Raw genomic sequence first — 24,910 nt, 5'->3', positions numbered from 1 at the left:
AGTAAGGGACATGGACGGGGATAGTCCGAAAGAGACGATACCCACGAACCTGCGCTTGCTGCTTGTGCTGGAGGAGGTCGCCAAGGCAGGCGTCCCCGTCACACCGACCGAGGTCAATGCCAGCCTGGAACTTCCCAAGCCGACGATCCACCGGCTTTTCGCCACGCTGGAGGAGGAGGGGTTCCTGCAAAAGGATCTGGACGGGCGGACGTATTCGCCCGGTCCCCGGATGCGGGTGCTGGCCGCGTCGACCATGTCGTCGCTACGCATCCGGACCGCACGTCAGGCAATCCTTCAGCGGTTGAGCCGCGAAGTGGGGGAGACGTGCAATATCGCGCTGCCGGATCGTGACGCGATGCTCTACCTCGAACGGGTGGAGACGGAATGGCCGCTGCGGATTCAATTGCCCCAAGGCACGCGGGTGCCGTTCCACTGCACCGCGTCGGGCAAGATGTACCTCAGCTCCCTCGTGGGGACCCACCAGCTCAGGTTCCTCAATGCGATGGAGCTGAAGGCAGAAACCGAGAACACGATCACCGACCGCGATGCCCTGATGGCGGAATTGCGGGACATCAAGCGCCAGGGCTTTGCCGTGGATCGCGCGGAGTTCATGGAAGACATGATCGCCCTTGCGGTCCCGATCCTCGATCCCAACGGTCGCCTCATGGCAACCCTGTCCTTCCACGCACCGACCCAACGCTTCGACGTTGAACGCGCCATGGTGTTCCTTGGAGCGTTGCAAAGCGCGTCCAGTGAATTGTCCCTGCTGATCTCATCCACCGACGAGGCCTGAGACCGGGGCCCGCAAGTCAGCCAACCGCCGCGCCGTTTCGAATGGGTAAGATTGGCTGGGGTGGTAGGATTCGAACCTACGATACACGGTACCAAAAACCGATGCCTTACCGCTTGGCTACACCCCAACCGTGCCAGCGGAGATACGACGCCATTGCGACGGGATCAAGCCCCGTCTGCGCATTTATGGCACCGGTTTTCCTCTATTCCTGCGGGGCTTCGCGGCGCAGAAGGTCGTCGTCCGGCAGGGCTTCGCGCTCGGCCTCGATCATGGTCTCCAGCGCGGCCGCCTCATCCGTGCCTACGTCCTTCGCTTCAAGGGGCGTGACTGGCGCGGGCGTGCGTTTGGGGGCGCTGGGTGCGCTGTCGGACGTGCCGACACCCAGAAGGCGGTAGGTCGGCTCGGGCAGGGAAATCCCCGCCTCTTCAAGGCGCGCCTTGACGACGCGAATGGCCTCCCCCTTGGCCATGCCGATGCCGGTCTCATGCTGCTTGATCCAGCCCGCGGCGGTGATGTCGATGGTCGACGCGCCAAGCCCCTCCACCCAGACGGCGGGGCCGGGGGCCGCAAGGACGAAGGGCAGCTCGTTGAGCGCTGAGAGGATGATTTGTTGCGCTGAGGAAATGTCGGCCTCAGGCTCTACCCCGAGCGTGAACGTGAATCGCCGTTCGTCATTGCGGGTGTAGTTGATGATCCGGGATTTGAAGACCGTCGAATTCGGAATGCGAATGTGGTTCCCGTCAAGGCTCAGCAGGATCGTGGCGCGGCTCGTGAGGCGGATCACGTGGCCGGTATCGCCCTCGATCTCCACCAGATCCTTTGGGCGGAACGGCTGCCGGATCGACAACATGATCGACGAGATGAAATTTTCAACCGTGTCGCGCACGGCGAAGCCGATGGCCAACCCGACGATACCGGCAGCGCCAAGGATCGTGCCCAGAAGGGCGGTGGCGTTCAGCAGGTCAAGCGCAAGCACGATGCCGAGTACGACAAAGGCAAGGCGCACGATTTGCCGATAGATATCGGCGATGAAGGCATTGGGCGCGATCCGGTCCCACGGCCAGCTGCGGCGGGCTAGCCAGAACCCGAAGACCATCATCAGCGCACCAGCGGACAAGGCGACTAGGATCAGCGGAGAGAACGCCACGAATTGTTCCGCCCGGTCCCGCATTCGCTCGATTGCGGGGTTCAGACGCTCCACCACATCTGTGCTTTCGCTGACCGTGTTCTCGATCGCGACCACGCCGTCGACCCGCGCGACAAGCTCGTTGAGTGCCTCGATGCGGCTGGCATCCACGACGGTGCCGCGCAGCGTCACGATGCCGTTGGACACGGTCGCGCGCACATCGTCATAACCATCCAGTTGGCCGAGGATCGCCATGATCCGATCCCGCGTCGCGAAATCCTGCGCTCGGTCACTTTCGACGGAGATTGCGCCGTCGGGCTGGGTGCCTTCGGTCTGGGCGAGTGCCGCCCCGCCAAGCGTGAGCAAGACGCACACGGTCAGGATTAATCGGATCATCGCGTTCCCCCTACACACCAACCGGAGCGGCCTTCGCGATAGCATCAAGTGCCATCAGGGTGCGGATCAGGTCCGGCATCTCATCCATTCTAATCATGTTCGGCCCGTCTGACGGTGCGTTGTCGGGGTCCTGGTGGGTCTCCAGGAACACGCCTGCCACGCCGACGGCGACGGCGGCGCGCGCCAGGACCGGCGCGAATTCCCGCTGTCCTCCCGATGATCCGCCAAGGCCGCCGGGCTGTGCGACCGCATGGGTCGCGTCCATCACCACGGGGTATCCGGTCTTCGCCATTTCGGGCAGGGATCGCATGTCGGCCACCAGCGCGTTGTAGCCGAACGACGCCCCCCGCTCGGTCAGCAGCATCCGGGTGTTTCCGGTGCTCTCGATCTTTCCCACCACGTTGGCCATGTCCCATGGAGCGAGAAACTGCCCCTTCTTGACGTTGATCGCCGCCCCGGTTTCGCCAGCCGCCAGCAGCAGGTCGGTCTGACGGCAGAGGAATGCGGGGATTTGGAGGATGTCGACCGCCTCAGCCACCGGGGCGCATTGGTCGGGCGCATGGACGTCGGTCAGGACCGGGCAACCGAACTCGTCCCGGATCTGAGACAGGATCGACAGGCCCGCCTCCATCCCCAGGCCGCGCTGTCCCCCGAGGGAGGTGCGGTTCGCCTTGTCATAGCTGCCCTTGAAGATGAATTGCGCGCCGGTATCCGCGCAGGCCTGCACCATTGCCCCGGCAATCATGCGCGCGTGGTCGAGGCTTTCCAGCTGACACGGCCCCGCGATCACCGTCAGGCGGGCGGCATTGCTTATGCCAAGCTCGCCAACCTCAACCGTTTTCATCCGCTCTCTCTCCCGGGTCCGTGCCCCGGGCCCCACGTCTCAGGAGCTAACCTGTTCACGCAGGATCGAGGCGGTCATTGATATCAACAGGTAGATGCCAGAAAAGACGACGAGCGCAAGCAGTGTATTCTCAAACGCCTTGGGATAGGCCGCCTCATCGGGCGCGATCGGGAACACCCCCATGGAGATATAGAGCGATTGCCGGTTGGCATCGGTGCGAGCGGATTCCATTGCCTGCATCGCCTCGGTCAGCATGAGTTGCCGGGTTTCGAGATCGGCCTGTGCGATCACCAATTCAGACTGGATGCGCGCCAGAGACGCCTGCCCCTGGTCTTCTTCCGTGAGCGAGGCGCGCAGGTCGGCAATGACGGCTTCCAGCCGTTCGATCTGCGCCTCGGCCACCTCCACCCGTGTGGGGTTGGGGCGGGGAGAGGCATTGATTTCCAACAGGCGCAGACGTTCATCGGCCAAGCGGGCCTCGAACGTGCCGATCTGGTTGAAGACCTGGCTCACCTCGGCCTCTGCCGACAAAACGCCACGTTGTTCCTGCAATTCCAGCACGCGCAACTGCGCAGCCTGGGATCGCACCTCCGCCTCCTCGAACGCCTCTCGGGCGCCTGCCATCTGGTCTTCGCGCAGACGGGACGACATTTGGTCGACACGCTCTTCGGCATAGCCGATCAGCGCCTCGGAAAACGCTTGGCTGCTTGCCGGGTCCGCGGCCAGAACTTCCATCCGGATAAGGCCCTCGGTCGGGTCATAACCGATGGTCAGGCTGCGCAGATAGGCGTCGTACATCTGCTCGACGGACGCATCCGGCGCCAGGCGGTTCAGCGGATCCATCGCGTCGGAGGAGAAATGCCCTCTGAAATCAAGCTCCTCATCCAGCCGTAGCATCGCCTCCCTGCTTTCGAGATAGCTTTGAACGGTCACGGATTCCTGCACCGTGGCGAAGCTCGTGCCGCCCAGAAGCCCACCAAGGCCACCGGCGCCACCGGGGGAGCTTTCGGCCTTCTGGATCACGAATTCCGTGTGGGTCGCGTAAAGCGGCGTGGCGACGGCGTAGTAGTAATAGCTGACGATCATCGTGGGCAGCAGGACGAAACAGGCCAACCGCGTGGCCAGCTGGATCAGCTTGCGGCGGCGGCGGCGTGCGATGTCGCGCTGCACGTTGATGATCTCCGCCGCGCGGCTTTCGGCGGTGTGAACGGCGCCCGGCGGAATGGCAGGGGCGGGCACCTGGGCGGTCGCGGCGCGGACAGGCAATTGTGCGCCGCCAGCCGCAGCACCCGCGCCCGTAGCTCCGGTCGTCCCGGCCGCGGCGGCATTGGGGTCGTTGACCACGAGCTCCAACATGCTGGATTGCCCGAACGGGTCGATCCCGCGCTTGCGCAACAGGCGCACCGCGTCGAAATCGGAAGAGGGCTGCAACCCCTGTTTCTGGGCGACGCGACGGGCCATGCGCAATTGCCGCCCGGTCAATCCTTCGGCGCGGATCGCGGCCAATTCTTCCTCGATGCTCGCTCCGTCACCGACGGCTGCGCCCGTCTGTTGTGCATGGGCGGCGGATCCGGGGAACGGGCCCGCGCCGAACCCGTCTTCCGTCACGTTGGGCAGGGCATTGTCATCGTCTCCCGTGGCCTGCGGGGCCCGGGGCGCGCGCGGTGGCGGCGGCGTTACATTCACGTCAATCTCTTGCTCGGACGCGGCTTCGGCCCGGCGGGTTTCCCCGGCGGGTGCCACGGCATCGCTGCGGCGGATGCGGAACTTCCTAGCCTTGGGTCTCGTAGTCATATAACTGCTTCGCCTCTTCGAGCGTGTCGAATTGATAGAGCTTCCCGTCGCGCAGAACCGCTGCGTGGCGGGCGAATTTTTCCAACGTGGCCGCTTGGTGCGACACGATAATCACGGTCGCATTCTTCAACCGCTCTGCCAGGATGTTGCCCGCTCGCCGGTTGAACTCCGCGTCGGTGGAGGCCGGCATGCCTTCGTCGATCAGGTAGATGTCGAATTCCAGCGCCAGCAGGAGCGAGAAGTTGAACCGCCCGCGCATGCCCGACGAATAGGTGCCGATCGGCATGTCGAAATATTCCTCGATCCCGCAGACCCAGCGGCAGAACGCCTCCACATAATCGGGGTCGAGGCCGTAGAGCTGAGCGATGTAGCGGCAATTCTCCATCGCCGACAGCTTGCTGATGACACCGCCCATGAAACCGAGGGGGAAGGAGATCCGGGCATTGCGCGTGATCGTGCCTTCATCGGGCTTTTCCAATCCGCACATCATCTTGATAAGGGTCGTCTTGCCGGTGCCGTTCGGGGCCAGGATGCCCATGGAATAGCCGATGTCGACACGAAACGACGCACGGTCGAGAATCACCTTGCGGCGCTCGCCCGTCCAGAAGGATTTGGAAACCCCTTCAAATGCCAACATACCATAGCCGCCCAAATAAGCCCGCCGATGCGCGCTCTCTTACATGCGGCGCGTCACCATTTTGGAAACATAACGTCCCTTTAGGGCATCATTATGGCCAGTTTCCCGCTTTTATTACAGGGGAAATTCGCACAAATGCGTGCTGTCGGGTGATGTGATCGCCCGCGACGCAAGGGCGGATAGTCTTCCGGCTCGCGACAATTGCGGCGCGGGGCCGGCGATCGGGTACGAGACTCAGGCCGCGATCATGCCCCAGACCACGCCCGCGATCATCGCGCCGACGATGGCAAGGCCGAGATAAGCGATGAACACGCGCGGCTTGACGAGCGCCCAGACGGCCACAGCGGCGGGGATGCAGCTGACGCCACCTGCGATCACGAAGGACATCGCGGCACCCGCGCTCATCCCCTGTTCCAGAAGACCCGCGACCAACGGCACGGCGGCATAGCCGTTGAGGTAGGCGGGCGCCCCCACCAAAGCGCCCAGAAGGATCGGACCCACGCCGTCACCTCCGATGACCTGCGCGATCAGCTCCGCCGGGACATAGCCGATCAGCAGTGATTGCAGCAGGTAGGCAAGCAGCAGCCATTTGCCGAGGAAGACGAAATTGTCCCACGTCGTGCGCCCGAAAATCGTGCGCCGCTCTCCGTCTTGCCAGAACCGCCAGTTCAACGTCTGCTTCTTCGCACTGCAACAACCGCCCACAGCGGGTTGCGCGCGAAGCGGATCGGCGAAGACAGGGCTTTGGGCGAACATCTTCACGGTCAGCCCGCCCATCACGCCAAGGCCCACGGCAGCGATGGTCTTCGCAACCGCGAAATCGAATCCCAGCCCGCCTGCCGTGATCGCGAACATGGCCGGGTCCATCAGGGGAGAGGCGAGCCAAAATGCCATCACCGCCGACAAGGGCGCACCGGCGGCCAGAAGGGCTGCCACGAACGGGATCACCTCGCACGAGCAGAAGGGCGACAGGCCGCCCACCAGCGCTCCCATAAGGATCATCCGCGTCTCCCTCCCCTTGAACGCGCCGTCGAGCAGACGCTCGGATCCTGTGGCCTTGAGGTATCCGATGGCCAGAACAGCGAAGACGATGAAGGGAAGTGTGCCCCAGAAGTGTTCAGCCGTTTCCTGAATTGTCGGGACGACGGCAGGCCGGTCAAATATGGCGAGGACCAACAGGATCAGGATGCCGGTCAGCGCCACCTTGTCGACGCGTTGCCACAGATCGGGCAGCAGGCGGGGGGGTAGGGTCTGGTCAGACATCATGGCCCCTTTCGCCCGGTTCCCCGTGGCCGCCCGCATCGGCACAACATTCAGCGATCAGGAATGCGGACAATGCCTCGATTGCCGGGTGGTCGATGCGGGATAGGATACGTCGCCCATCACGGGTCTGTGCCACCAAGCCGGCAGAGACGAGCTGCTTGAGATGATGGGTCAACACCGACCCGGTCACGCCCACATCCTCCCCCAGATCGCCCATGGCCAAACCATCGGGGCCCGCGCGCACGAGACGGCGAACGATGGCAAGGCGTTGCTCGGACCCAAGCGCGGCAAAGGCCGTGGCGGCGAGTGTCAATTCCGGAGGGGGAAGGGCAATCTGTTTCATGATTCTATTATTATAGAAATGACGAAATGTGGACAAGCCCCTTTTCTCCGCCGTTCGCGCCTCTACCCTCGCACACATGTCGTTTGTTGAAACCTTGGCCAAGGAAATCGCCGCGTGCCGGATCTGTGCCGACAGGTTCGCCGCGACAAATACCGCCCACGACCCTCGCCCCGTGGTGTGGTTCCGATCCGGCGCGCGCGTCATTGTTTCGGGACAGGCGCCGGGGATGCGGGTGCACCAGTCCGGCCAACCGTTCACTGATCCGTCCGGCGACCGACTGCGCGCGTGGATGGGCGTGGATGAGGCGACGTTCTACGACCTCTCGCGCGTTGCGATCGTACCCATGGCGTTCTGCTTCCCCGGATACGATGCCAAGGGGTCAGACTTGCCGCCCCCCAAGATTTGCGCCGAAACGTGGCGCGCCCCGCTTCTTGCGCATCTGGGCGACGTGCCGCTGACGCTGCTGGTTGGCGGCCACGCGCAGGCTTGGGAATTCAGCGACAAGATGACCGTGACGGACCGCGTCGCCAATTGGCGGAGCTATGCGCCCCACGTCTTTCCCTTGCCTCACCCGTCATGGCGCAATACCGGGTGGCTCAAACGCAATCCGTGGTTCAACGAGGAGCTTTTGCCCGCCCTCCGCGCCCGCGTGGCAGAGGTGCTGGCAACATGACATCGGATCCGACCCCGCTCGACCAGGCCCATGCCGCGATGGAGGCGGCCCCAGACGACACGCAAGCTCGGCTGGCCTGGTTCGACCGCCTCGCCGCAACGGAGATGTTTCTGCTGTTGGAGGACGAAGCGGGCGCCGACAGCGTGAAACCGAAGGTCTTCGCGGTCGACGGCGCCGACCTTGTGCTTGCCTTTGATCGGGAGGAGCGTTTGTCCGCCTTCGCGGGCGACGTCGCGCCCTTCGTGGCCCTGTCGGGGCGGGCCTTGGCGGGTATGCTGACGGAGGCCGGGCTTGGCATGGCAGTGAACCTGGGGACGTCGGCCGAAACGGTGCTGGAGGTTGAGGCGGTGGCGTGGCTGGCCGGAACCCTCTCCCACAGGCCCGAAACGGTGGAGGATCGCCCGGACGAAATCCTTGCCCCCAACGGATTGCCCGACACGCTGCTCACGACGCTGGACGCGCGGCTTGCGGCGGCGGAGGGGCGGGCGCGGCTTGCGTATCTCGTGGCAACCAAGACCGATGCGGGGCGGCGCGGACACCTTCTGGCCTTCGTCGATCACCTTCCGGGGGCGGAGGGCGGATTGGCGCAATTGGTGGGGGAGGCGTTGAGTTTCTCGGGGCTGGAAGCGGCCAGCCTCGATGTCGGTTTCTTCAAATCCGCCGACCCGATCTGCGCACGTCTTGCCAAGGTCGGATTGCGCTTTGATCTGCCGGAACTGGTGGCGCCGCCGGAGCGGTCCGCGCCGGGCAGCGACCCCGACAGGCCGCCACGCCTGCGTTAATACCCCAGCGTCCGGTCGACGAGGTGCAAGAACGGCTCTCCGGCCTCGCCCCGCCTGATATTCTCCGCAATGACTTGGGAGGCCGTGTCCGGGCGTGTCTCGGACGCGATATGGGGCGTGACGGTTACGCCGGGATGGGCCCAGAACGGGTGGGTCTCAGGCAGGGGTTCTTCGCGGAACACATCAAGCGTCGCATGGGCGATCTGCCCGGAATTCAGCGCGACGATCAGTGCCTCATCGTCGATCAATGGCCCGCGCCCGGGGTTGATGATCACGGCCCCCCTGGGCAGTCGCGCCATCCTATCGGCGTTAAGAACATTTCGCGTCGCGGGCGTGTCGGGCAGAAGCAGGACCAGAATTTCGGATCGCGACAGGATCTTGTCCAACCCGTCTGGTCCGTGAAACGTCCGCACCCCCGCAATCGACTTCTCCGACCGCGCCCATCCGCCGACATCGAAGCGCAGCGCCGCAAGTGCCTTGGCAACGTCTTGCCCCAATGCGCCGAGGCCGAGGATACCGACAGCCCGATCCCGCGCCAGCGGCGGTACATCGCCATTGCGCCAGACCCCGTCCTGCCCGTGGATATGCGCGTCCATCCCGAGATGGTGGCGCAGCACATGGCCCACGCACCATTCGACCATGCCTTCGGTCAGCCCCTCGTCGACCATGCGGGCCAACGGCACGGCCAGGGTGGTGTTCGGCGCAACATCCTCCACCCCCGCCCACAGGTTCAGGACCGCCTTGAGCCTTGTGTAAGGGGTGAAATCCTGCACGTCGGAATTGGGCGCATAGACGATGTAATCGACCTCCGCCGGATCAGCCGCCAGCACCAGATCGGCATCGGTCACACCAGCATCGGCGAGTGCTTGGCGCAGATGCGGCTCGTAGGTGGCCCATCGCTCCGGCAGGGCTGCGAACAGAATTTTCGGCATCGGGGTTTCCTTGGGATTAGCGCGCGCGGTGGACATGGGCCGATTGCACCAGCCCGAAGCCCACCATCAGCACAAGCATCGCCGACCCGCCATAGCTGACCAGGGGCAGCGGTACACCCACAACCGGGGCCAATCCCATGACCATGGCCATGTTCACGGCGAAATAGAGGAAAAACGTCACCGCAACCCCCATCACCATGAGCGAGGCGAAGCGGTCCCGCACCATCAGCGCCGTGGCGATGCAGAAGATCAGGATGAGCACATAGAGCAGCAACAACGACGCTGCCCCGACAAAGCCGAATTCCTCCGCCAGGGTGGGGAAGATGAAATCCGTGTGGCTTTCGGGAAGGAAGTCGCCGCGGATTTGCGTGCCTTGCATGAACCCGCGCCCCGTCCATCCGCCCGAGCCGAGGGCGATCTGGCTTTGGGTTATGTGATACCCCGCGCCCAAGGGATCCCTCGTCGGGTCGAGAAAGGTGTCGATCCGCGCATATTGGTAATCGGCGAGCAACGCCCACGGGGTGTCCCGGCTTGCCAAGACGGCCGTGATCGCCCCGAGGCCGAGTGCGATAACCGTGGCGAAGTAAAGCCAATGGACGCCGGCCATGAAGATCACCGCACCGCCCCCCATCAGGATCAGGAGCGACGTGCCGAGGTCCGGTTGGATGAATGTAAGCCCGACCGGAATCCCGATGATTACAAGCGGAATGGCCACGTAAAGCGGGTGGGACACCTTGCCCAGGTCAAGCCAATCGTAATAGGCGGCCAGCATCATCACGACCGTGATCTTGGCGACCTCGGACGGTTGCAGCCGCATGAACCCCAGGTCGATCCACCGCTGCGCGCCGCCGAATGTGGAACCGAAGAATTCCACGTATAGCAGCAGGACAATCGCCACGATATAGGCCAGGACCGACATGTTGCGCCAGAACCAGATCGGCACCATCGCCACGATCATCATTGCCACGAAGCCAAGGGCGAACCGCTGCATCTGTGTCTCTGCCCACGGGGAGAATGACCCCCCGGCCACGGAATAGAGCATCAGGAACCCGACGCTGGCCACGCTGACCAGTAAAAGCGCCAGCGCCCAGTTCAGGTGCAGGATTTTGCGCCATCCCGTCGGGGTCGACTTGACGTTGTATTCCAGAAAACTCATCGGCGACCCCGTGCGCGGGACAATTCGCGGCCAGAGGGTTGGGGCGGCTCCGGAAAGATCGGCAGGCGGTCATGCATGTCGTCGATCTCCCGCCGCTGGCTGACGGGGTAGAGGTCGGATGGCGGAATGTCACCGACTTGCGCCCGCAGCAGGATGTCGCGGCCAATCGGGGCTGCAGCGACGGACCCGCCCCCGCCATGTTCCACGATTACCGACACGGCGTAGCGCGGATTGTCGAAGGGGGCGAAGCCTACGAAAAGCGCGTGGTCGCGGCGTTCCCAAGGCAGATCCTCGTTCCGGATCACGCCCGCGGCCCGTTCGGCGGCAGTGATGTTGCGGACCTGGCTGGTGCCGGTCTTGCCCGCGATGGCATAGGCGTCATTCATCACCCGGCTGCGATAGGCCGTCCCGCGTCGGTCATTGTTGACCTGCCACATGCCCCGGTGGATCAACGCCAGATGGGCGGGGTCGATGCCGAGGTCGGGGTGTTGCGTCGGCACCTGCGGGACGCCGTTGACGGACCGGATCAGGGATGGCTCCAACGCCCGGCCGCTTGCGATCCGCGCCGTCATCACCGCTAGATGCAGCGGAGAGGACAGCACGAAACCCTGTCCGATGGACGCATTGAGCGTATCGCCCACGACCCAATCCTGTTCGAACCGCCGCCGCTTCCACTCCATCGTGGGCGCCAGACCTTCAGCGATTCCGCTTAGCGGCAGATCATGGCGGACACCACAGCCAAGGCGGATGGCCATGGCGCTGATATTCTCGATCCCGACCCTCTGGGCCAGCTCGTAATAGTAGACGTCGCAGGATTGGCTGATGCTCTCCAGCAGGTTCATCCGCCCGTGCCCGCCGCGTCGCCAGCAATGAAAGCGCCGGTTGCCGATTTCCATATGCCCGGGGCAGGGCACGGTTTCATCGGCGGTGATGAACCCACCCTCAAGCGCGGCCAGGGCCACGACCATCTTGTAGGTCGATCCCGGCGGATAAAGGCCCTGGGTCGCCTTGTTGGCCAAGGGGCGATACGGATCTTCGTTCAGGCCCGCCCATTGGGTCTGGCTGATGCCGCGCACGAAGAGGTTCGGATCGAATGTGGGGGCGGAGGCCACGGCCAGCACCTCGCCCGTCGTGCAATCCATCACCACCGCACCGGCGCTTTCGCCGGACATCCGCGCCTCGACGTAATTCTGAAGCCCCGCATCGACCGTCAGCTGCACGTCGCGGCCGGGTATCGGCGCGTCGCGGTCCAGTTCCCGCATCACCCGGCCCGAGGCGTTGACCTCCACCCGGCTGGTCCCGGCGCGCCCGCGCAGAAGACCTTCCGCCTTGTCCTCGACGTTATAACGCCCGACCTGAAAATCCGGGATTTGCAGAACCGGGTCCGTGTCGCCCGTCTGTTCCAGATACCAATCCGACACAGGGCCCACATAACCCACCACATGGGCGAAATCGGCCCCCAAGGGGTAGGCACGGCTGAGCCCCACTTCCGGATTGACCCCGGGCAGGGCGGGCGCGTTGACCGCGATTGCCGACATCTCTTCCCAGCTCAGTCGGTCGGCGATAGTGACGGGCACGAAGGACGGGCGGCGGCGAATTTCTTCTCGTGCGCGCTCCAACGCGCGCAGATCAAGGTTCACAAGCCGCGCGACCTCATCAAGGACGACATCGACATCGCCTGCATCCTCCCGCACCAGCGTGATGCGATAGTTCTGCTCGTTCCCGGCCAGCAATACTCCACCACGGTCGAAGATCAGCCCCCGCTCGGGCGGCAACAGGCGCAGGTTGATGCGGTTTTCCTCGGCCAGTAGCCGGAAATCATCCGCGCGCTCCACTTGAAGATACCGCATGCGCCCGGCAAGGATCGCGCCGGTGCCCACGAAGATGCCGCCCACGACAAGGGCGCGGCGTCCGATCTGGCGCGCGCTGTCCTCGATCTCTCTTTGGGTCTTCTTCATGTGCGGGGTCGTGCTTTCAGAAGGATTCCAGCTCAGCCGGGCCGAGTTTACGCAATCCGAAGATGTATTTCGAGATGCCGACGACCACCGGATAGAACACGATGGTCACAAGGCCGTGCGCCAATGTAAGCCCCAGCGGATCGAGGTCCACCAGCAGCACCCAAAGGACGAGGCGGTTGAGCAGAACCATGCCGATGATCGCCATCGCCGCCGCGCCCCATTCCACCAGAAATGGGAACTCCGTCATCGTCAGGCGCCTCCGCCTCAGGCTTTCGCAGGCCAGGATGACCAGGAGGGTCCAAAGCCCCGGCGGACGTTGGAACAGGAAATCGGCCAACAGAAACAGGATCAGGACAAGCCCCAGCGGTACAACATTGGGTTGGCGCACCAGCCAGGCGAAGGTCACAAGAACCAACAGGTCGGGTCCCGGGATGCCACCTGCCGCCAGGTTCAGCGGCAAGAGCTTCAGCGTGATCAGCACCAGACCGAGCACGAAATAGAGGAACCGGTAGGTCCAGACATGGCGGGCGGTCAGCGCGCTCATGTCACTGCTCCGGTTCGATCGGTGCCGCCGCGCGCGCGGACGGATCGGGGACCAGCACGCCTTCCTCGTCCAGCATCATGCCCGTCGGCGGCCAAGGCGGACCGATCAGGCCCGCGGGGTCGTTGAGCGTCGTGCCCGGGTGGCTGCGCATCACGCGCATGAAGTTCAGCCGTTGCAAATCCGCCGACAAACGCGCGCGCAGGCGTCCGTCGGAGGTGAAGACGACCTGTCCCACCAGCAAGCCCGGCGGGAACAAGCCACCGTCACCGGAGGTCACGATCCGGTCGCCCGCCGCGATGTCTTCGGGGTCTTCCACGAAATCGAGGATCGGGTTGGCGGTGTTGTCGCCCATCAGCAGCGCCTGTTGCCCTGATGGCTGGATCGTCACTGGGATACGGCTCGCCGCGTCGGTCAGAAGCAGGACACGGCTTGTCCGCTCTCCCACGCCCGAGATGCGGCCGACCACGCCAAGCCCGTCCATCGTGGCCCATCCGTCGAGGATGCCATCGCGCCCGCCCACGTTCAGAAGCACGGAGCGGCGGAAGGGCGATCCGCTATCGGCCAGCACGATCCCCGTCACGAAGGTCAATTCCGGGTCCAGTTGCACGCGGTTCAGGTCCAGCAGACGCGCATTCTCCTGCTCCAGCTGCAGGGCGGCCTCCCGCCAGGCTCGCATCTGCTGCAACTCGCGGCGAAGCTCCTGATTTTGCTCGAAAAGGCGTGTGTAGCTTTGGAAATCCTCGGCCATCCGCGCGATCCCGGTGACAGGTGCCAGCATCCATTCCATGTTGGGCACATAGCGATCCACAATCGCCGCGCGCATGCGTTCCACCCTGGGATTGTCGATGCGCCAGACCAGCACCAGCGAGACGAGGAACAGCACCAGCACCGCCAACAGCAAGCGCCGGACGGGTCTGGAATAGGAATCGTCGTAGCTGTCCCGGGCCATGGATCGCCTTTCGGGTCGTCGGACGGATTAGCTGTCGTAATCTATCGCATGACGCAGGAGATTCTCATACTCCAACGCCTTGCCGGTGCCGAGCGCCACGCAGTTGAGGCTTTCGTCGGCCACGGAAATGGCAAGACCGGTCTGCTCGCGCAGGGCGAGGTCCAATTCCCCCAGCAGCGCGCCGCCCCCGGTCAGCATCACGCCCCGGTCCACGATGTCGGCGGCCAGATCGGGCGGGGTGGCTTCCAGCGCCCCCATGACGGCCTCGCAAATCTGCTGCACGGGTTCGGCCAAGGCTTCGGCCACCTGCGCCTGGCTGATCTCGGTCTCCTTCGGCACGCCGTTCAAAAGGTCGCGCCCGCGAATACGCATCGACGCGCCGCGTCCGTCATCCGGCATCCGCGCGGTCCCGATGGAGGTCTTGATCCGCTCTGCTGTGGCTTCACCGATCAACAGGTTATGCTGGCGGCGCAGGTAGGAGATGATCGCCTCATCCATCCGGTCACCACCCACACGCACGGACCGCGCGTAGACGATGTCGGCCAGCGACAAAACCGCCACCTCGGTCGTACCACCGCCGATGTCCACAACCATCGATCCCGTCGGGTCAGTAATCGGCATCCCCGCGCCAATGGCAGCGGCAATCGGCTCCGCAATCAGGCCCGCCTTGCGTGCGCCCGCACCCAACACGGATTGGCGAATGGCGCGCTTTTCCACCGGGGTCGCGCCGTGGGGCACACAGACGATGATCTTCGGCTTGCTGAATGTCGTGCGCTTGTGGACCTTGCGGATAAAGTGCTTGATCATCTCTTCGGCCACATCGAAGTCGGCAATCACCCCGTCGCGCATTGGCCGGATCGCCTGGATGCTGCCCGGCGTCCGCCCCAGCATCAGCTTCGCGTCTTCGCCGAATGCGAGGGCTTTCTTCACGCCGTCCTTGACCTGATAAGCCACGACCGAGGGCTCGTTCAAAATCACACCCCGCCCGCGCACGTAGACCAGCGTGTTCGCCGTCCCGAGGTCGATCGCCATATCGGAGGAGAAGAGGTTGCCAAGAAATCCGGCCATGGGCACGCGGTCCGTTCGTCAATTCAAAAAGGGGCCTCCCCTTCACGAGGACGCCCACCTGAGACTCGGCATATAGACGTCTACCCCCTTAGCCTGCAAGGGGCGGAGGCTGCGCGGATCGGCGGCGGGCTGCCGCATCCGGCCGGTTCAACGCCCCTAGCGCGCCTCGATCCGATCGTAGACCACGCCGCTGACCGGGTTCCCACCGGCATCGAGTGACACAGTGGCAAGCGAAAGCCGGAGCACCGGGGCGAAGTAGCGATCCTGCAAGATCGTATCTCGCCCTTCGAGAGCCAGCGCGGTGCGGACGTGCCAGGTCTCGTAGGTGCAATCGCCGAGTGGCAGGGACACGGTGTCCACATACCGGGCGGTAAATGTACCGGTGCCTTGCTGCACGCCACCGGACAGAAGCGTCACGCCCGTGGTCCAGGACCCGATCTGCGCCAAGCGGTCGAGCATTGCCGTGTCGTCGTCGTAGACCAGCTCGAGTACGCCATTCGCTCCCACCCGACGTGTGACTGTCAGGGCATGGGAATAGGTGGTGGATACAACCTCCGGAGTCGCACCACGTTGCATGACGCGCGCTTCGGCAAGGCCACCGTTCACCGTCGTCATCACGTTGGAATAGAACGGCTCATCCCGGATCAGAGCGATCCCGCCGCGCAGGTCCGCGGCATTCGGACACGCGCTTTGCGCGTGCGCGGTGTGATTGACCCCGAAAAGAGTGAGAAACCCAAGGGCCAGTCCCGCGCATCGAGACATCCAAATCCGCATCATCCCACATCCTTATAGCTGACTTCCTTGACGTCTCCGCCGGTCTTCTCCCGCCGGACGATCAGGCGGTTGAGCGCGTTCACGTAAGCCTTCACGCTTGCCACCACAGTGTCGGTATCCGCTGACTGGCCCGTGGCGATCCGTCCGTCTTCCTCGATGCGCACAGTCACGGTCGCCTGCGCGTCCATTCCTTCCGTCACGGCGCTCACCTGGTAGAGCTGCAACGAAGCCTCGTTCGGGAACAGCTGCTTCACCGCGTTGAACGCCGCATCCACCGGCCCGTCGCCCTGCGCGGTCGCCTGCTGATCCGTATCCCCGACACGCAAGGTCAAATCCGCCGATTGCGGCGCTTCCGTCCCGCAGATCACGCGCAGGAACTTGACCTCCAGATGCCCCTCGCCATCGGACCCCGCATCCGTCACCAGCGCGATCAGGTCATCGTCGAAGACCTCTTTCTTCCGATCCGCCAGCGCCTTGAACCGCACGAACAGATCGTTGAGTTGATTGTCGGCCATGTCATAGCCCAGATCCTTCAGCTTGCTCCGCAGCGCGGCGCGCCCCGAATGTTTGCCCATGACGATATTGGTCTCGGCCAGGCCCACATCCTCGGGCCGCATGATCTCGAACGTATCGGCTGATTTCAGCATCCCATCCTGGTGGATACCGCTTTCGTGGGCGAAGGCGTTCTTGCCGACAATCGCCTTGTTGGGCTGCACGTTGAAGCCCGACACGGTCGCGACCCGGCGGCTGAGATGCATGATCTTGGTGGAGTCGATGCCGGTCGTGTACGGCATGATGTCGTGGCGGACTTTCATGGCCATCACGACCTCTTCCAACGCCGTGTTGCCCGCGCGTTCCCCCAAGCCGTTGATCGTGCATTCGATTTGCCGCGCACCACCGGCCACAGCGGCCAAAGAGTTCGCCGTCGCCATACCCAGATCGTTATGGCAATGGGTGGCGAAGATGATCTCATCCGCGCCGGGCACTTCGGCGATCAAACGCCGGATCAAATCCGCACTTTCAACCGGAGCCGTATATCCGCAGGTGTCGGGAATGTTGATCGTCGTGGCACCGGCCTTGATCGCAATCTCAACCGTGCGCGCCAGGTAATCCCACTCCGTCCGCGTCGCATCCATCGGGCTCCACTGCACGTTGTCACAGAGGTTGCGGGCATGCGTCACCGTCTCGTGGATGCGATCCGCCATCTCGTCCATCGTCAGGTTCGGAATGGCCCGGTGCTGCGGAGACGTCCCGATGAACGTGTGGATGCGGGGCGATTTCGCGTGCTTCACCGCCTCCCACGCGCGGTCGATATCCTTGAAGTTCGCGCGGGCCAGCCCGCAGATCGTGGAATTCTTGGCGTTCTTCGCAATCTCCGAGACGGCGGCGAAATCGCCCTCGCTGGCAATCGGAAAGCCCGCCTCGATGATATCCACGCCCATCTCATCGAGCAGCCCGGCAATCTCCAGCTTCTCATCGTGGGACATCGTGGCGCCGGGCGATTGCTCACCGTCGCGCAGGGTGGTGTCAAAAATCAGGACTCGGTTTTCAGAGGTCATCGTTCATATCCTTAGGCGTTTTGGGTGTCTCTCCGGCGCTGTCCTCCCCTGAGCGGTCGCGCCGAATGGCACGCTCAGAGGCGGCTAAGGAGAAGAAGGCCAAGCAGGGCGGCACGCGGACGATCCGCGGGCAAAAGGATATGAGGCTGCTTGGTCAACATAGGAGGCACCATACCTCGGAAAACGTAAATGAAAAGCCCCTACCCGGCGTTGCCACCCTGCGCGGGACCAAGGCGAAGCCGCCGCGCATCGTCGGGCCGCCCCCCCGGCACGGCGAATTGGCTGGTCTTGATGTTTCAATGAGGCGAAGGGCGACTTGGCGGGCATAAAGTGGCCGAAATCCACGTTAGATCGCCGCACCGCGGCCCGACGACGCGCGCCTCAAACCCAGGTCCGCGCCTCAACACGCTCCGGCCCCTCCAGATGCGGCACGGCGTTGAAGCTGGTCAGGAACGTACCGCCCTCGACCACCCGAAACCGGTGCACGGACGAGTTGAAGATCGGCAGCAAAACCTGCGCCAACCGGTCCATGTCCAACCCCAACGCAATTCGCAGCGACATGGCGATCACGCCGCCGCTCGTCACACACAAAACCCGCCGGCCCGGCGTCGCGGCCTCCGCCAGAACCGTTGCGATCCGTGCCTCGAACGCCGCGAAGGGCTCCGCGCCCGCAATCTCCTGCGCGTGCCACGCCTTCAGCGTCTGGGGGATATGATCCGCGAAATCCTGCTGGGTCGCGGGGATCGGCATGCCGTGGGTGATCTCCATGTCGCGGGCCAGCGCAAAATAATCCAACTCGTTCAGCCTCGCGTCCGCCTGCGCCTCAACCCCGATCCCCTCTGCCGTCTCGCGATGCCGCCGCATCGTGCCGCGATAGACCTGATCGAAGGGCGCTTCCTGCGCGGCAAACCAATCGCCCAACCATCCGGCCTGGCGATGCCCCAACGCTGACAGCCGATCGTACGCCTCCTCCGTGGTCGCCCCGGAATTTGCCTGCCCGTGCCGGACAAGGATCAATTCGCCCATAGTTCTCACTCCTTCGCGCTCCTCCTAACGTGCCCGGCGCTTGACGCAAGTGCGCACGGCCTTACCTCGCCCCTCCATGATTGATGCTCTTGTGATAGGTGCGTCCGGCGGGATCGGGCAGGCCGTGGCGGGCGAGATGCGCGCGCGCGGCGGCAACGTCACCGGCCTGTCGCGCAGCGCGGACGGGTTGGACATCACCGATGCGGAAACCGTCGATGATATCCTCGGCGACCTCGAAGGCCCGTTCCAGACGATTTTCGTAGCCACCGGCATCCTCGCCGCCCAAGGTCATGCCCCCGAAAAACAACTCTCCGCGATCGAGCCGCGCGCCATGGCAGAGGTCTTTGCGGTGAACACCATCGGCACCGCCAACATCCTGCGTCACCTGCCGCGCCTCTTGCCGAAACAGGGCCGGTCGGTCAGCGCCGTCTTGACGGCCCGTGTGGGCTCCATCGGGGACAACAGGATCGGCGGCTGGCACAGCTACCGCGCGTCCAAGGCGGCAGCGAACATGCTTGTGCACGGCGCGGCGATCGAACTGAAGCGCACCCACAAGGACGCCATCGCCGTCGCGCTTCATCCCGGCACCGTCGCGACCCCCTTCACGGAAGACTACGCCGCCACTCACAAGACCGTGCCCGCCGATGAAACCGCAAAGATGCTCTGCGACGTGATGGAACGCCTGCGCCCCGACCAGACCGGCGGCTTCTACGACTATTCCGGGGCCGAGGTGCCTTGGTGAAGCCCCGCATCATCCTGATCCTCGGCGATCAACTCTCACCCGATATCCGCGCGCTGCGCGAAGCCGACAAGGCCCGCGATATCCTTCTGATGGCCGAGGTCGCGGATGAGGCGTCCTACGTCCCCCATCACCCCAAGAAGATCGCCTTCCTCTTCGCCGCCATGCGCAAATTCGCCGTTAAACTCGAAAGCGACGGCTGGCAGGTCCGCTATAGCAAGCTCGACGATTCCGAGAATTCACGCTCGATCCCCGGCGAAATCCTGCGCGCCTGCGACGAGGCCAAGGCCGAGGAGGTACTGGCCACCGAACCCGGCGAGTTCCGCCTGATCGAAGCCCTCGAAGAGATGCCGATCCCGGTCCACATCTTCCCCGACGATCGGTTCCTCTGTTCCCACGCGGAATTCGAGGATTGGGCGGCGGATCGCAAAGAGCTGCGGATGGAATGGTTCTACCGTGAGATGCGCCGCAAAACCGGCCTGCTCATGGATGGCGAGACACCCGAAGGCGGCAAGTGGAATTACGATCACGAGAACCGCAAACCGCCGCCGGGATCGGTCGACGCGGCGCCCATGCAATTCACCCCGGACGAAACGGTCGAAGAGGTGCTGGCGCTGGTCAAATCCCGATTCGACAATAATTTCGGCACGCTTGATGGCTTCTGGTTCGCCACTGACACCGGGCAGGCCCGCCGTGCGCTCAGCCATTTCATCAAGTGCGCCCTGCCGAAGTTCGGCGATTTTCAGGACGCGATGATGGTGGGCGAACGCTTCCTCTACCACTCGGTCATTTCCATGTACCTCAACGCAGGCCTCCTCGGCTGGCGTGAAATCTGCGACGCCGCCGAAGACGCCTACAAGACCGGCCACGCCCCACTCAACGCCGTCGAAGGCTTCATCCGCCAGATCATCGGCTGGCGGGAATACATGCGCGGGATCTATTTCCGTGAAGGGCCCGACTACACGCGCCGCAACATTCTCAACCACCAACGCAAATTGCCCGGCTTCTACTGGGACGCGGACACCCGCATGACCTGCCTCAACGAGGCCATCACCCAGACCCGGGATGAGGCCTACGCCCACCACATCCAGCGCCTCATGGTCACCGGCAACTTTGCCCTTCTTGCGGGTGTCGACCCCTACGAGGTCCACGAATGGTACCTCGCCGTCTACGCTGATGCCTATGAATGGGTCGAAGCGCCCAACGTCATCGGGATGAGCCAGTTTGCCGATGGCGGCATCGTCGGCTCCAAGCCATACGTTTCGGGCGGGAATTACATCAACAAGATGTCCGACTACTGCAAGGACTGCGCCTACGACGTGAAGGTCAAGACAGGGGAGGGGGCCTGCCCCTTCAACTACCTCTACTGGGCCTTCCTCGACCGCCACAAGGACCGCTTCGGCAAGAACCCCCGTATGGCGCAGATGTATCGCACCTGGATGCGCATGTCCGACGAGAAACGCGCGGATACGTTGCAAAGCGCGGAGGAGTTCCTGGACAGGCTTTCCGCCGGCGACCGCGTCTGACCGACGCGCTTTCGGGCCGTTATACCCCACCACCGGTTCCACAGACGCACATTCGTCGTCGGTCGCGTCTATTTGACTGTTCTGCCGTGCGCTGCAACCGGCCGGACGGCCAACGGCAAGCCGCGCTTGATGTCCTGTGAGGCGACCCCCCGAGCAGGTCCAAGACGACACGGGGTTGAGCCAAATCGCGGCCCTTCGCACCCTCCCTGACGGATCGCGTTCGTCCGGGTCAAGCGGCGCGCTTGACGCTGTGCACGCGGCGGATGCCACCGAAATCGGTACGCCCGCACGCGCTGCTCGACCGCCCGAAATCCGCCCTCATTTTTCTGACCCGCTGGATGTGTTAGCCTTTACACGATCCGCAGACTGACTGAAGGACCGCGCCATGACCAAGGCCGACAACAAAACCCGCGCGACCGAGGCCGACGTGATCGCGTTTCTCGAAAGTGTCGAGCATCCGACGCGGCGCGCCGATGGCCTCGCGCTCGATGCGCTTTTCCGTGAGGTTACGGGCTTCACCCCCCGGATGTGGGGCCCCACGATGGTGGGCTACGGGCGGTATCACTACGTCTACGAAAGCGGGCGCGAAGGATCCTACCTCGCCACCGGTTTCAGCCCGCGCAAGGCGAATTTGTCTATCTACATTATGCCCGGATACGCGGATTTTGGCGACATACTCGCGCGGCTCGGCAAGCACAAGATGGGCAAATCCTGCCTCTACGTGAACAAGTTGGCGGATATCGACACGGCCGTGCTGGAAGAACTGATCCGCGCCGGTCTGCGCAACCTCGATGCGAAATGGCCGGTACAGCCGGAATAGACGCGCACGCTCTTCGCCTGCGTGGAACTGCGTACGGCCTTCGGCGCGCGGTCCCATCCAACGTGACGGGATCGAGCGCACTCTACGCTCGACGCCTGTCCTTCGCCTAATGGCCCGACGCCCTTGCGCAGCCGCGCGGGTCATTCATTTACAATCGACGCGATCGGATTCACATCAACCCCGACGCCCGCCGTCGCGCCCGTGTACTTCTCCGCCGGCAACGTCACGCGGAACCGCGCGCCACCAAGCACCTGATCGCCGCCGCTATGCACGATATCCAACGCGCCGCCGCGACTGCGCAGCAGGGTCGCGATGGAGGCAAGGCCGACGCCGTGGGTGCCGTCGCGTGTCTCCGCGGACTTGGTTAGATCGCGCAAGGTGCTGCCTCGGGGCATGCCGGGACCATCGTCCGTCACGTCCAGGATCATCTGGCGACGGTCAGGGTCGATCCGCGCTTCCACGGCAATGCGCGACCTGCAAAACCGCGCCGCGTTCGACATCAGGTTGCGCACCGCCATCTGCACGACCACTTCGTCGCAGATAACCACCAGGTCCGGCGTCGTGATTGAAAGGCTCATCTCCGGGTCAAGCATCGCGGCGATGTCCCCGCACAGGCGACCAAGATCGACGCGGCTGTTCAACTCGACACCGGAATTGAGGCTCTGCCCACGGTCGAGGGTGGCACTGATCTGGGTCAGCGCCTCGTCCACCGTGCTGGAACACAGGCGCAGCAATTCCGCCTTGCCGTCCCCCATATCCTCGAACCCGTCCAGGACGAGATCGATCAGGCTCGATACGGTGGCCAGCGGGCTGCGGGCATCGTGGGCGGCCATTGTCGAAAACAGGCGCAATTCGTCGAAACGGGCATTGAGGTCGGCCAGCGCCTTGGCGGAGGCGAATTCGCGTTCCTTGCGCTCGGTAATGGGCACCGCCACACCAAGCACGACGCGCCCGTCGAACCCGTCGGGGCGCGACAGGGTGGTTTGCCACCATGTCTCCCGCTCCTCGATCAAAAGGCACTCCTCGTAGGAAACGGGCTCCCCGGTCTCGAAACTCTGTCGGTAATTCTTCTCCAGCCGGGCCGCCGTTCGCGTCGGGAAAAGGTCGCTGACGTTTCGGCCATTGAACATTTCCGGTGGAATACCGGACATCCGCCCAAGCGCGCCGTTGGCATGGGCGAATTCCAGCGTCCCGTCTTCCTTGAGGATCACCATGAAGGTAGGCAGGTCGAGTCCGTCGACCCAGGACGTCAACCGTGACAGGGCGAGGCCGTCGCGTCGCATGTCCATAATGCTCATCGTGAAATCTCTGATCTTCTTGCGCTTGCGCCCCAGACTAGGCGCGCAACCTTAACAGGAGGTTGCCGGACCGGACGGGACGCGTCTCACCGCGCCCCCCGCCCACGCGTTACTCCCACCACCGGTCGACGCTGGCGATATCGTCGTCCGACCAGCCGAAATGGTGCGCCAGTTCGTGGACGTAGACATGGGATACAAGCTCCGCCAGCGTAACGTTGCCGCGGTCGATCCATTCATCGAGGATGGCGCGGCGGAACAGCCAGATCTGGTCCGGCTCCTCCGGCTGGTCCATCACCGATTTCTGGGTCAGCGGGACGCCGTCATACAATCCCGTCAACTCGAACGGATCTTCCATGCCGAGGTCCGACAAAAGCGCCGGGTCGGCCATCTCCTCCACCCGGATCGCCACCTGCTGCGCCGCTCCGATCCACGGCGCGGGCAGGGCCGCGCGGGTCTGGTGGGCGATATCCTCGATCATGGCGAGGTCCGGGGCGGTCTGATCCGTGGCATCCATTGCCTCGATATGGACAAAATGCGGACGACATGAAAGAGGAAGGGCCGCATGTCCCGAAAGGCAATTCCCATGTCCGTCGTCACCCGTTTCGCGCCGTCGCCCACCGGTCATCTGCATGTCGGAAACCTGCGCACCGCGCTGTTCAACTTCCTGATCGCGAAGAAGGCGGGCGGGCAGTTTATCCTGCGCCTCGACGACACGGACCCCGAACGCTCCACCCAGGCTTTCGCCGACGCGATCCAGGAAGATCTGGAATGGCTTGGCCTGACTTGGGACCGGATCGAGCGTCAGTCTTACCGCTTTGACCGCTACGCCGCCGCGGCGGACGAATTGCGCGCGAAGGGACGGTTTTACGAGGCGTGGGAAACGCCGACCGAGCTCGACCTCAAGCGTAAGAAACAGCTCAACATGGGCCAGCCGCCGGTCTATGACCGCGCCGCGCTGAAGCTGTCGGACGAGGACAAGGACAAACTGCGGGCGGAGCGAGGGCAGGGCGTTTGGCGGTTCAAGCTCGACCACGAACGCATCGAATGGACCGACGGCATCCTGGGCGATCTGAGCATCGACGCGGCCTCCGTCTCCGACCCGGTTCTGATACGTGCCGACGGGCAAGTGCTTTACACGATCGCGTCGGTCGTCGACGACACGGATATGGGCGTCACGCATGTCGTGCGCGGCTCCGACCACGTGACCAACACCGCCACGCAAATCCAGATCATGGCGGCACTTGGCCATGACCATCCCGCCTTCGCGCACCACTCCCTTCTGACCGGCCCCCAGGGGGAGGCTTTGTCCAAACGCCTGGGCACCCTGGCGCTCCGCGATCTGCGGGAGCAGGGGATGGAGCCGATGGCGCTTTTGTCCCACATGGCGCGGATCGGATCGTCGCAGCCGGTGGAGCTTGCCGGCTCCATCGACGAGCTGGCGGAGGGGTTCGACCTGAACCATTTCGGCTCCGCGCCCACCAAGTTCGATGTGCAGGATCTCTGGCCCCTGACGGCCCGCGTGCTGCACGAAACCCCGTTCGCCGAGGTCAGGGACGAGATCAACGCCATCGGTGTGCCCGACGACCTGGCCGAGACCTTCTGGAACGTGGCCCGCGCCAATATCAGCAAGCGAAGCGAGATGGCCGGTTGGTGGTCGCTGTTCCGCGACGGCGCCACGCCGCTGGTGGACGCGGAAGACCGGGAGTTCGTCGCGCAAGCCTTCGCCATGCTGCCCGACGCGCCCTATGATGGTGAGACGTGGGGCACGTGGACCAACGCAGTGAAAGAGGCGACGGGCCGCAAGGGCAAGGCCCTCTTCATGCCCCTGCGCAAGGCTGTCACCGGCATGGAACGTGGGCCTGAAATGGCAGACGTGATGCGCCTGTTGCAGGTCAAGCCGTCGCTCTGAC

At 63.9% G+C, this 24,910-nt stretch carries 24 protein-coding genes and 1 tRNA gene; 7 read left to right on the top strand and 18 right to left on the bottom strand.

Annotation, left to right across the window (positions count from 1 at the left end):
- The first annotated feature begins 10 nt into the window (after window positions 1–10).
- Complete coding sequence (locus tag KUW62_RS13775) at window positions 11–793, top strand: IclR family transcriptional regulator (protein ID WP_224816040.1); 783 nt, start codon at window positions 11–13, stop codon at window positions 791–793.
- Window positions 794–845: 52 nt separating this feature from the next.
- Here the strand turns inward: KUW62_RS13775 and KUW62_RS13770 are convergent.
- The 7 genes from KUW62_RS13770 to KUW62_RS13740 all read right to left on the bottom strand — a co-directional run bounded on the left by KUW62_RS13770 (window position 846) and on the right by KUW62_RS13740 (window position 7,196).
- Window positions 846–920: transfer RNA gene (locus KUW62_RS13770), tRNA-Gln, on the bottom strand.
- A gap of 75 nt (window positions 921–995) precedes the next feature.
- On the bottom strand, window positions 996–2,315 hold the full coding sequence (locus KUW62_RS13765) for a mechanosensitive ion channel family protein (protein ID WP_224816039.1): 1,320 nt from the start codon (window positions 2,313–2,315) through the stop codon (window positions 996–998).
- Between the two features lie 10 nt (window positions 2,316–2,325).
- On the bottom strand, window positions 2,326–3,159 hold the full coding sequence (gene kdsA, locus KUW62_RS13760; protein WP_224816038.1) for a 3-deoxy-8-phosphooctulonate synthase: 834 nt from the start codon (window positions 3,157–3,159) through the stop codon (window positions 2,326–2,328).
- 39 nt (window positions 3,160–3,198) lie between these two features.
- The gene (locus KUW62_RS13755) at window positions 3,199–4,953 is read right to left on the bottom strand and encodes a capsule biosynthesis protein (protein ID WP_224816037.1); all 1,755 of its coding nucleotides are present in this window, start codon (window positions 4,951–4,953) and stop codon (window positions 3,199–3,201) included.
- Window positions 4,931–5,590 (bottom strand): ABC transporter ATP-binding protein, encoded by a 660-nt coding sequence (locus tag KUW62_RS13750; RefSeq protein WP_224816036.1) that lies wholly within the window; start codon window positions 5,588–5,590, stop codon window positions 4,931–4,933. The genes KUW62_RS13755 and KUW62_RS13750 overlap by 23 nt, the downstream gene beginning before the upstream one ends.
- A gap of 234 nt (window positions 5,591–5,824) precedes the next feature.
- Entirely contained in the window at window positions 5,825–6,853 is a 1,029-nt protein-coding gene (locus KUW62_RS13745) for a permease (protein WP_224816035.1), read from the bottom strand.
- The gene (locus tag KUW62_RS13740; protein ID WP_224816034.1) at window positions 6,846–7,196 is read right to left on the bottom strand and encodes a helix-turn-helix transcriptional regulator; all 351 of its coding nucleotides are present in this window, start codon (window positions 7,194–7,196) and stop codon (window positions 6,846–6,848) included. Before KUW62_RS13740 ends, KUW62_RS13745 begins: the two co-directional genes overlap by 8 nt.
- Before the next feature lie 76 nt (window positions 7,197–7,272).
- Here KUW62_RS13740 and KUW62_RS13735 point away from each other — a divergent pair, with 76 nt between their 5' ends.
- Window positions 7,273–7,869 carry a uracil-DNA glycosylase family protein gene (locus KUW62_RS13735; protein ID WP_224816033.1) on the top strand — a complete coding sequence of 199 codons (597 nt, stop codon included), beginning with the start codon at window positions 7,273–7,275 and terminating at the stop codon, window positions 7,867–7,869.
- Window positions 7,866–8,651: an SseB family protein gene (locus KUW62_RS13730; protein WP_224816032.1), complete on the top strand. Its 786-nt coding sequence runs from the start codon at window positions 7,866–7,868 to the stop codon at window positions 8,649–8,651. The genes KUW62_RS13735 and KUW62_RS13730 overlap by 4 nt, the downstream gene beginning before the upstream one ends.
- On the opposite strand, the gene KUW62_RS13725 is transcribed toward KUW62_RS13730, so the two are convergent.
- The 9 genes from KUW62_RS13725 to KUW62_RS13685 all read right to left on the bottom strand — a co-directional run bounded on the left by KUW62_RS13725 (window position 8,648) and on the right by KUW62_RS13685 (window position 18,617).
- A complete protein-coding gene (locus tag KUW62_RS13725; protein WP_224816031.1) occupies window positions 8,648–9,583 on the bottom strand; it encodes a glyoxylate/hydroxypyruvate reductase A in 936 nt (311 codons plus the stop codon). The genes KUW62_RS13730 and KUW62_RS13725 overlap by 4 nt on opposite strands.
- A gap of 16 nt (window positions 9,584–9,599) precedes the next feature.
- A complete protein-coding gene (gene rodA / locus KUW62_RS13720) occupies window positions 9,600–10,739 on the bottom strand; it encodes a rod shape-determining protein RodA (RefSeq protein WP_224816030.1) in 1,140 nt (379 codons plus the stop codon).
- The gene (gene mrdA / locus KUW62_RS13715; protein WP_224816029.1) at window positions 10,736–12,697 is read right to left on the bottom strand and encodes a penicillin-binding protein 2; all 1,962 of its coding nucleotides are present in this window, start codon (window positions 12,695–12,697) and stop codon (window positions 10,736–10,738) included. The genes rodA and mrdA overlap by 4 nt, the downstream gene beginning before the upstream one ends.
- 16 nt (window positions 12,698–12,713) lie before the next feature.
- Complete coding sequence (locus tag KUW62_RS13710) at window positions 12,714–13,241, bottom strand: rod shape-determining protein MreD (RefSeq protein WP_224816028.1); 528 nt, start codon at window positions 13,239–13,241, stop codon at window positions 12,714–12,716.
- 1 nt (window position 13,242) lies between these two features.
- The gene (gene mreC / locus KUW62_RS13705) at window positions 13,243–14,190 is read right to left on the bottom strand and encodes a rod shape-determining protein MreC (protein ID WP_224816027.1); all 948 of its coding nucleotides are present in this window, start codon (window positions 14,188–14,190) and stop codon (window positions 13,243–13,245) included.
- 27 nt (window positions 14,191–14,217) lie between these two features.
- Window positions 14,218–15,258: a rod shape-determining protein gene (locus tag KUW62_RS13700; RefSeq protein ID WP_224816026.1), complete on the bottom strand. Its 1,041-nt coding sequence runs from the start codon at window positions 15,256–15,258 to the stop codon at window positions 14,218–14,220.
- Between the two features lie 156 nt (window positions 15,259–15,414).
- Window positions 15,415–16,032: a hypothetical protein gene (locus KUW62_RS13695; RefSeq protein ID WP_224816025.1), complete on the bottom strand. Its 618-nt coding sequence runs from the start codon at window positions 16,030–16,032 to the stop codon at window positions 15,415–15,417.
- Window positions 16,032–17,591 (bottom strand): 2-isopropylmalate synthase, encoded by a 1,560-nt coding sequence (locus KUW62_RS13690; RefSeq protein WP_224816024.1) that lies wholly within the window; start codon window positions 17,589–17,591, stop codon window positions 16,032–16,034. The genes KUW62_RS13695 and KUW62_RS13690 overlap by 1 nt, the downstream gene beginning before the upstream one ends.
- A gap of 381 nt (window positions 17,592–17,972) precedes the next feature.
- Window positions 17,973–18,617 carry a histidine phosphatase family protein gene (locus tag KUW62_RS13685; protein ID WP_224816023.1) on the bottom strand — a complete coding sequence of 215 codons (645 nt, stop codon included), beginning with the start codon at window positions 18,615–18,617 and terminating at the stop codon, window positions 17,973–17,975.
- A 76-nt stretch (window positions 18,618–18,693) separates the two neighbouring features.
- On the opposite strand from KUW62_RS13685, the gene KUW62_RS13680 reads away from it, so the two are divergent.
- The 3 genes from KUW62_RS13680 (at window position 18,694) to KUW62_RS13670 (ending at window position 21,702) form a co-directional block, all read left to right on the top strand.
- On the top strand, window positions 18,694–19,359 hold the full coding sequence (locus KUW62_RS13680; protein WP_224816022.1) for an SDR family NAD(P)-dependent oxidoreductase: 666 nt from the start codon (window positions 18,694–18,696) through the stop codon (window positions 19,357–19,359).
- Complete coding sequence (locus KUW62_RS13675; RefSeq protein ID WP_224816021.1) at window positions 19,356–20,882, top strand: cryptochrome/photolyase family protein; 1,527 nt, start codon at window positions 19,356–19,358, stop codon at window positions 20,880–20,882. Before KUW62_RS13680 ends, KUW62_RS13675 begins: the two co-directional genes overlap by 4 nt.
- Window positions 20,883–21,267: 385 nt before the next feature.
- Entirely contained in the window at window positions 21,268–21,702 is a 435-nt protein-coding gene (locus tag KUW62_RS13670; RefSeq protein WP_224816020.1) for a DUF1801 domain-containing protein, read from the top strand.
- Between the two features lie 140 nt (window positions 21,703–21,842).
- Here the strand turns inward: KUW62_RS13670 and KUW62_RS13665 are convergent, their stop codons facing one another.
- Both KUW62_RS13665 and KUW62_RS13660 read right to left on the bottom strand, forming a co-directional pair.
- Window positions 21,843–23,000: a PAS domain-containing sensor histidine kinase gene (locus KUW62_RS13665; protein ID WP_224816019.1), complete on the bottom strand. Its 1,158-nt coding sequence runs from the start codon at window positions 22,998–23,000 to the stop codon at window positions 21,843–21,845.
- A 109-nt stretch (window positions 23,001–23,109) separates the two neighbouring features.
- A complete protein-coding gene (locus KUW62_RS13660) occupies window positions 23,110–23,514 on the bottom strand; it encodes a metallopeptidase family protein (RefSeq protein ID WP_224816018.1) in 405 nt (134 codons plus the stop codon).
- A gap of 48 nt (window positions 23,515–23,562) precedes the next feature.
- Between KUW62_RS13660 and gltX the strand changes: the two genes are divergently transcribed.
- Entirely contained in the window at window positions 23,563–24,909 is a 1,347-nt protein-coding gene (gltX, locus tag KUW62_RS13655; RefSeq protein WP_224816017.1) for a glutamate--tRNA ligase, read from the top strand.
- The last annotated feature ends 1 nt before the right edge of the window (window position 24,910 follow it).

This window comes from Hasllibacter sp. MH4015 (assembly GCF_020177575.1).
Taxonomy (GTDB): domain Bacteria; phylum Pseudomonadota; class Alphaproteobacteria; order Rhodobacterales; family Rhodobacteraceae; genus Gymnodinialimonas.
This window is presented reverse-complemented; position numbering and strand designations above follow the sequence as displayed.

Coding starts and splice junctions, on each gene's coding strand:
- KUW62_RS13700 (WP_224816026.1), bottom strand. CDS start 15,258: ATGGCCGGATTTCTTGGCAACCTCTTCTCCTCCGATATGGCGATCGAC.
- KUW62_RS13660 (WP_224816018.1), bottom strand. CDS start 23,514: ATGGATGCCACGGATCAGACCGCCCCGGACCTCGCCATGATCGAGGAT.
- rodA (WP_224816030.1), bottom strand. CDS start 10,739: ATGAGTTTTCTGGAATACAACGTCAAGTCGACCCCGACGGGATGGCGC.
- KUW62_RS13735 (WP_224816033.1), top strand. CDS start 7,273: ATGTCGTTTGTTGAAACCTTGGCCAAGGAAATCGCCGCGTGCCGGATC.
- KUW62_RS13680 (WP_224816022.1), top strand. CDS start 18,694: ATGATTGATGCTCTTGTGATAGGTGCGTCCGGCGGGATCGGGCAGGCC.
- KUW62_RS13670 (WP_224816020.1), top strand. CDS start 21,268: ATGACCAAGGCCGACAACAAAACCCGCGCGACCGAGGCCGACGTGATC.
- KUW62_RS13685 (WP_224816023.1), bottom strand. CDS start 18,617: ATGGGCGAATTGATCCTTGTCCGGCACGGGCAGGCAAATTCCGGGGCG.
- kdsA (WP_224816038.1), bottom strand. CDS start 3,159: ATGAAAACGGTTGAGGTTGGCGAGCTTGGCATAAGCAATGCCGCCCGC.
- KUW62_RS13665 (WP_224816019.1), bottom strand. CDS start 23,000: ATGAGCATTATGGACATGCGACGCGACGGCCTCGCCCTGTCACGGTTG.
- KUW62_RS13765 (WP_224816039.1), bottom strand. CDS start 2,315: ATGATCCGATTAATCCTGACCGTGTGCGTCTTGCTCACGCTTGGCGGG.
- KUW62_RS13745 (WP_224816035.1), bottom strand. CDS start 6,853: ATGTCTGACCAGACCCTACCCCCCCGCCTGCTGCCCGATCTGTGGCAA.
- KUW62_RS13725 (WP_224816031.1), bottom strand. CDS start 9,583: ATGCCGAAAATTCTGTTCGCAGCCCTGCCGGAGCGATGGGCCACCTAC.
- KUW62_RS13750 (WP_224816036.1), bottom strand. CDS start 5,590: ATGTTGGCATTTGAAGGGGTTTCCAAATCCTTCTGGACGGGCGAGCGC.
- gltX (WP_224816017.1), top strand. CDS start 23,563: ATGTCCCGAAAGGCAATTCCCATGTCCGTCGTCACCCGTTTCGCGCCG.
- KUW62_RS13690 (WP_224816024.1), bottom strand. CDS start 17,591: ATGACCTCTGAAAACCGAGTCCTGATTTTTGACACCACCCTGCGCGAC.
- KUW62_RS13775 (WP_224816040.1), top strand. CDS start 11: ATGGACGGGGATAGTCCGAAAGAGACGATACCCACGAACCTGCGCTTG.
- KUW62_RS13710 (WP_224816028.1), bottom strand. CDS start 13,241: ATGAGCGCGCTGACCGCCCGCCATGTCTGGACCTACCGGTTCCTCTAT.
- KUW62_RS13755 (WP_224816037.1), bottom strand. CDS start 4,953: ATGACTACGAGACCCAAGGCTAGGAAGTTCCGCATCCGCCGCAGCGAT.
- mreC (WP_224816027.1), bottom strand. CDS start 14,190: ATGGCCCGGGACAGCTACGACGATTCCTATTCCAGACCCGTCCGGCGC.
- mrdA (WP_224816029.1), bottom strand. CDS start 12,697: ATGAAGAAGACCCAAAGAGAGATCGAGGACAGCGCGCGCCAGATCGGA.
- KUW62_RS13695 (WP_224816025.1), bottom strand. CDS start 16,032: ATGCGGATTTGGATGTCTCGATGCGCGGGACTGGCCCTTGGGTTTCTC.
- KUW62_RS13740 (WP_224816034.1), bottom strand. CDS start 7,196: ATGAAACAGATTGCCCTTCCCCCTCCGGAATTGACACTCGCCGCCACG.
- KUW62_RS13730 (WP_224816032.1), top strand. CDS start 7,866: ATGACATCGGATCCGACCCCGCTCGACCAGGCCCATGCCGCGATGGAG.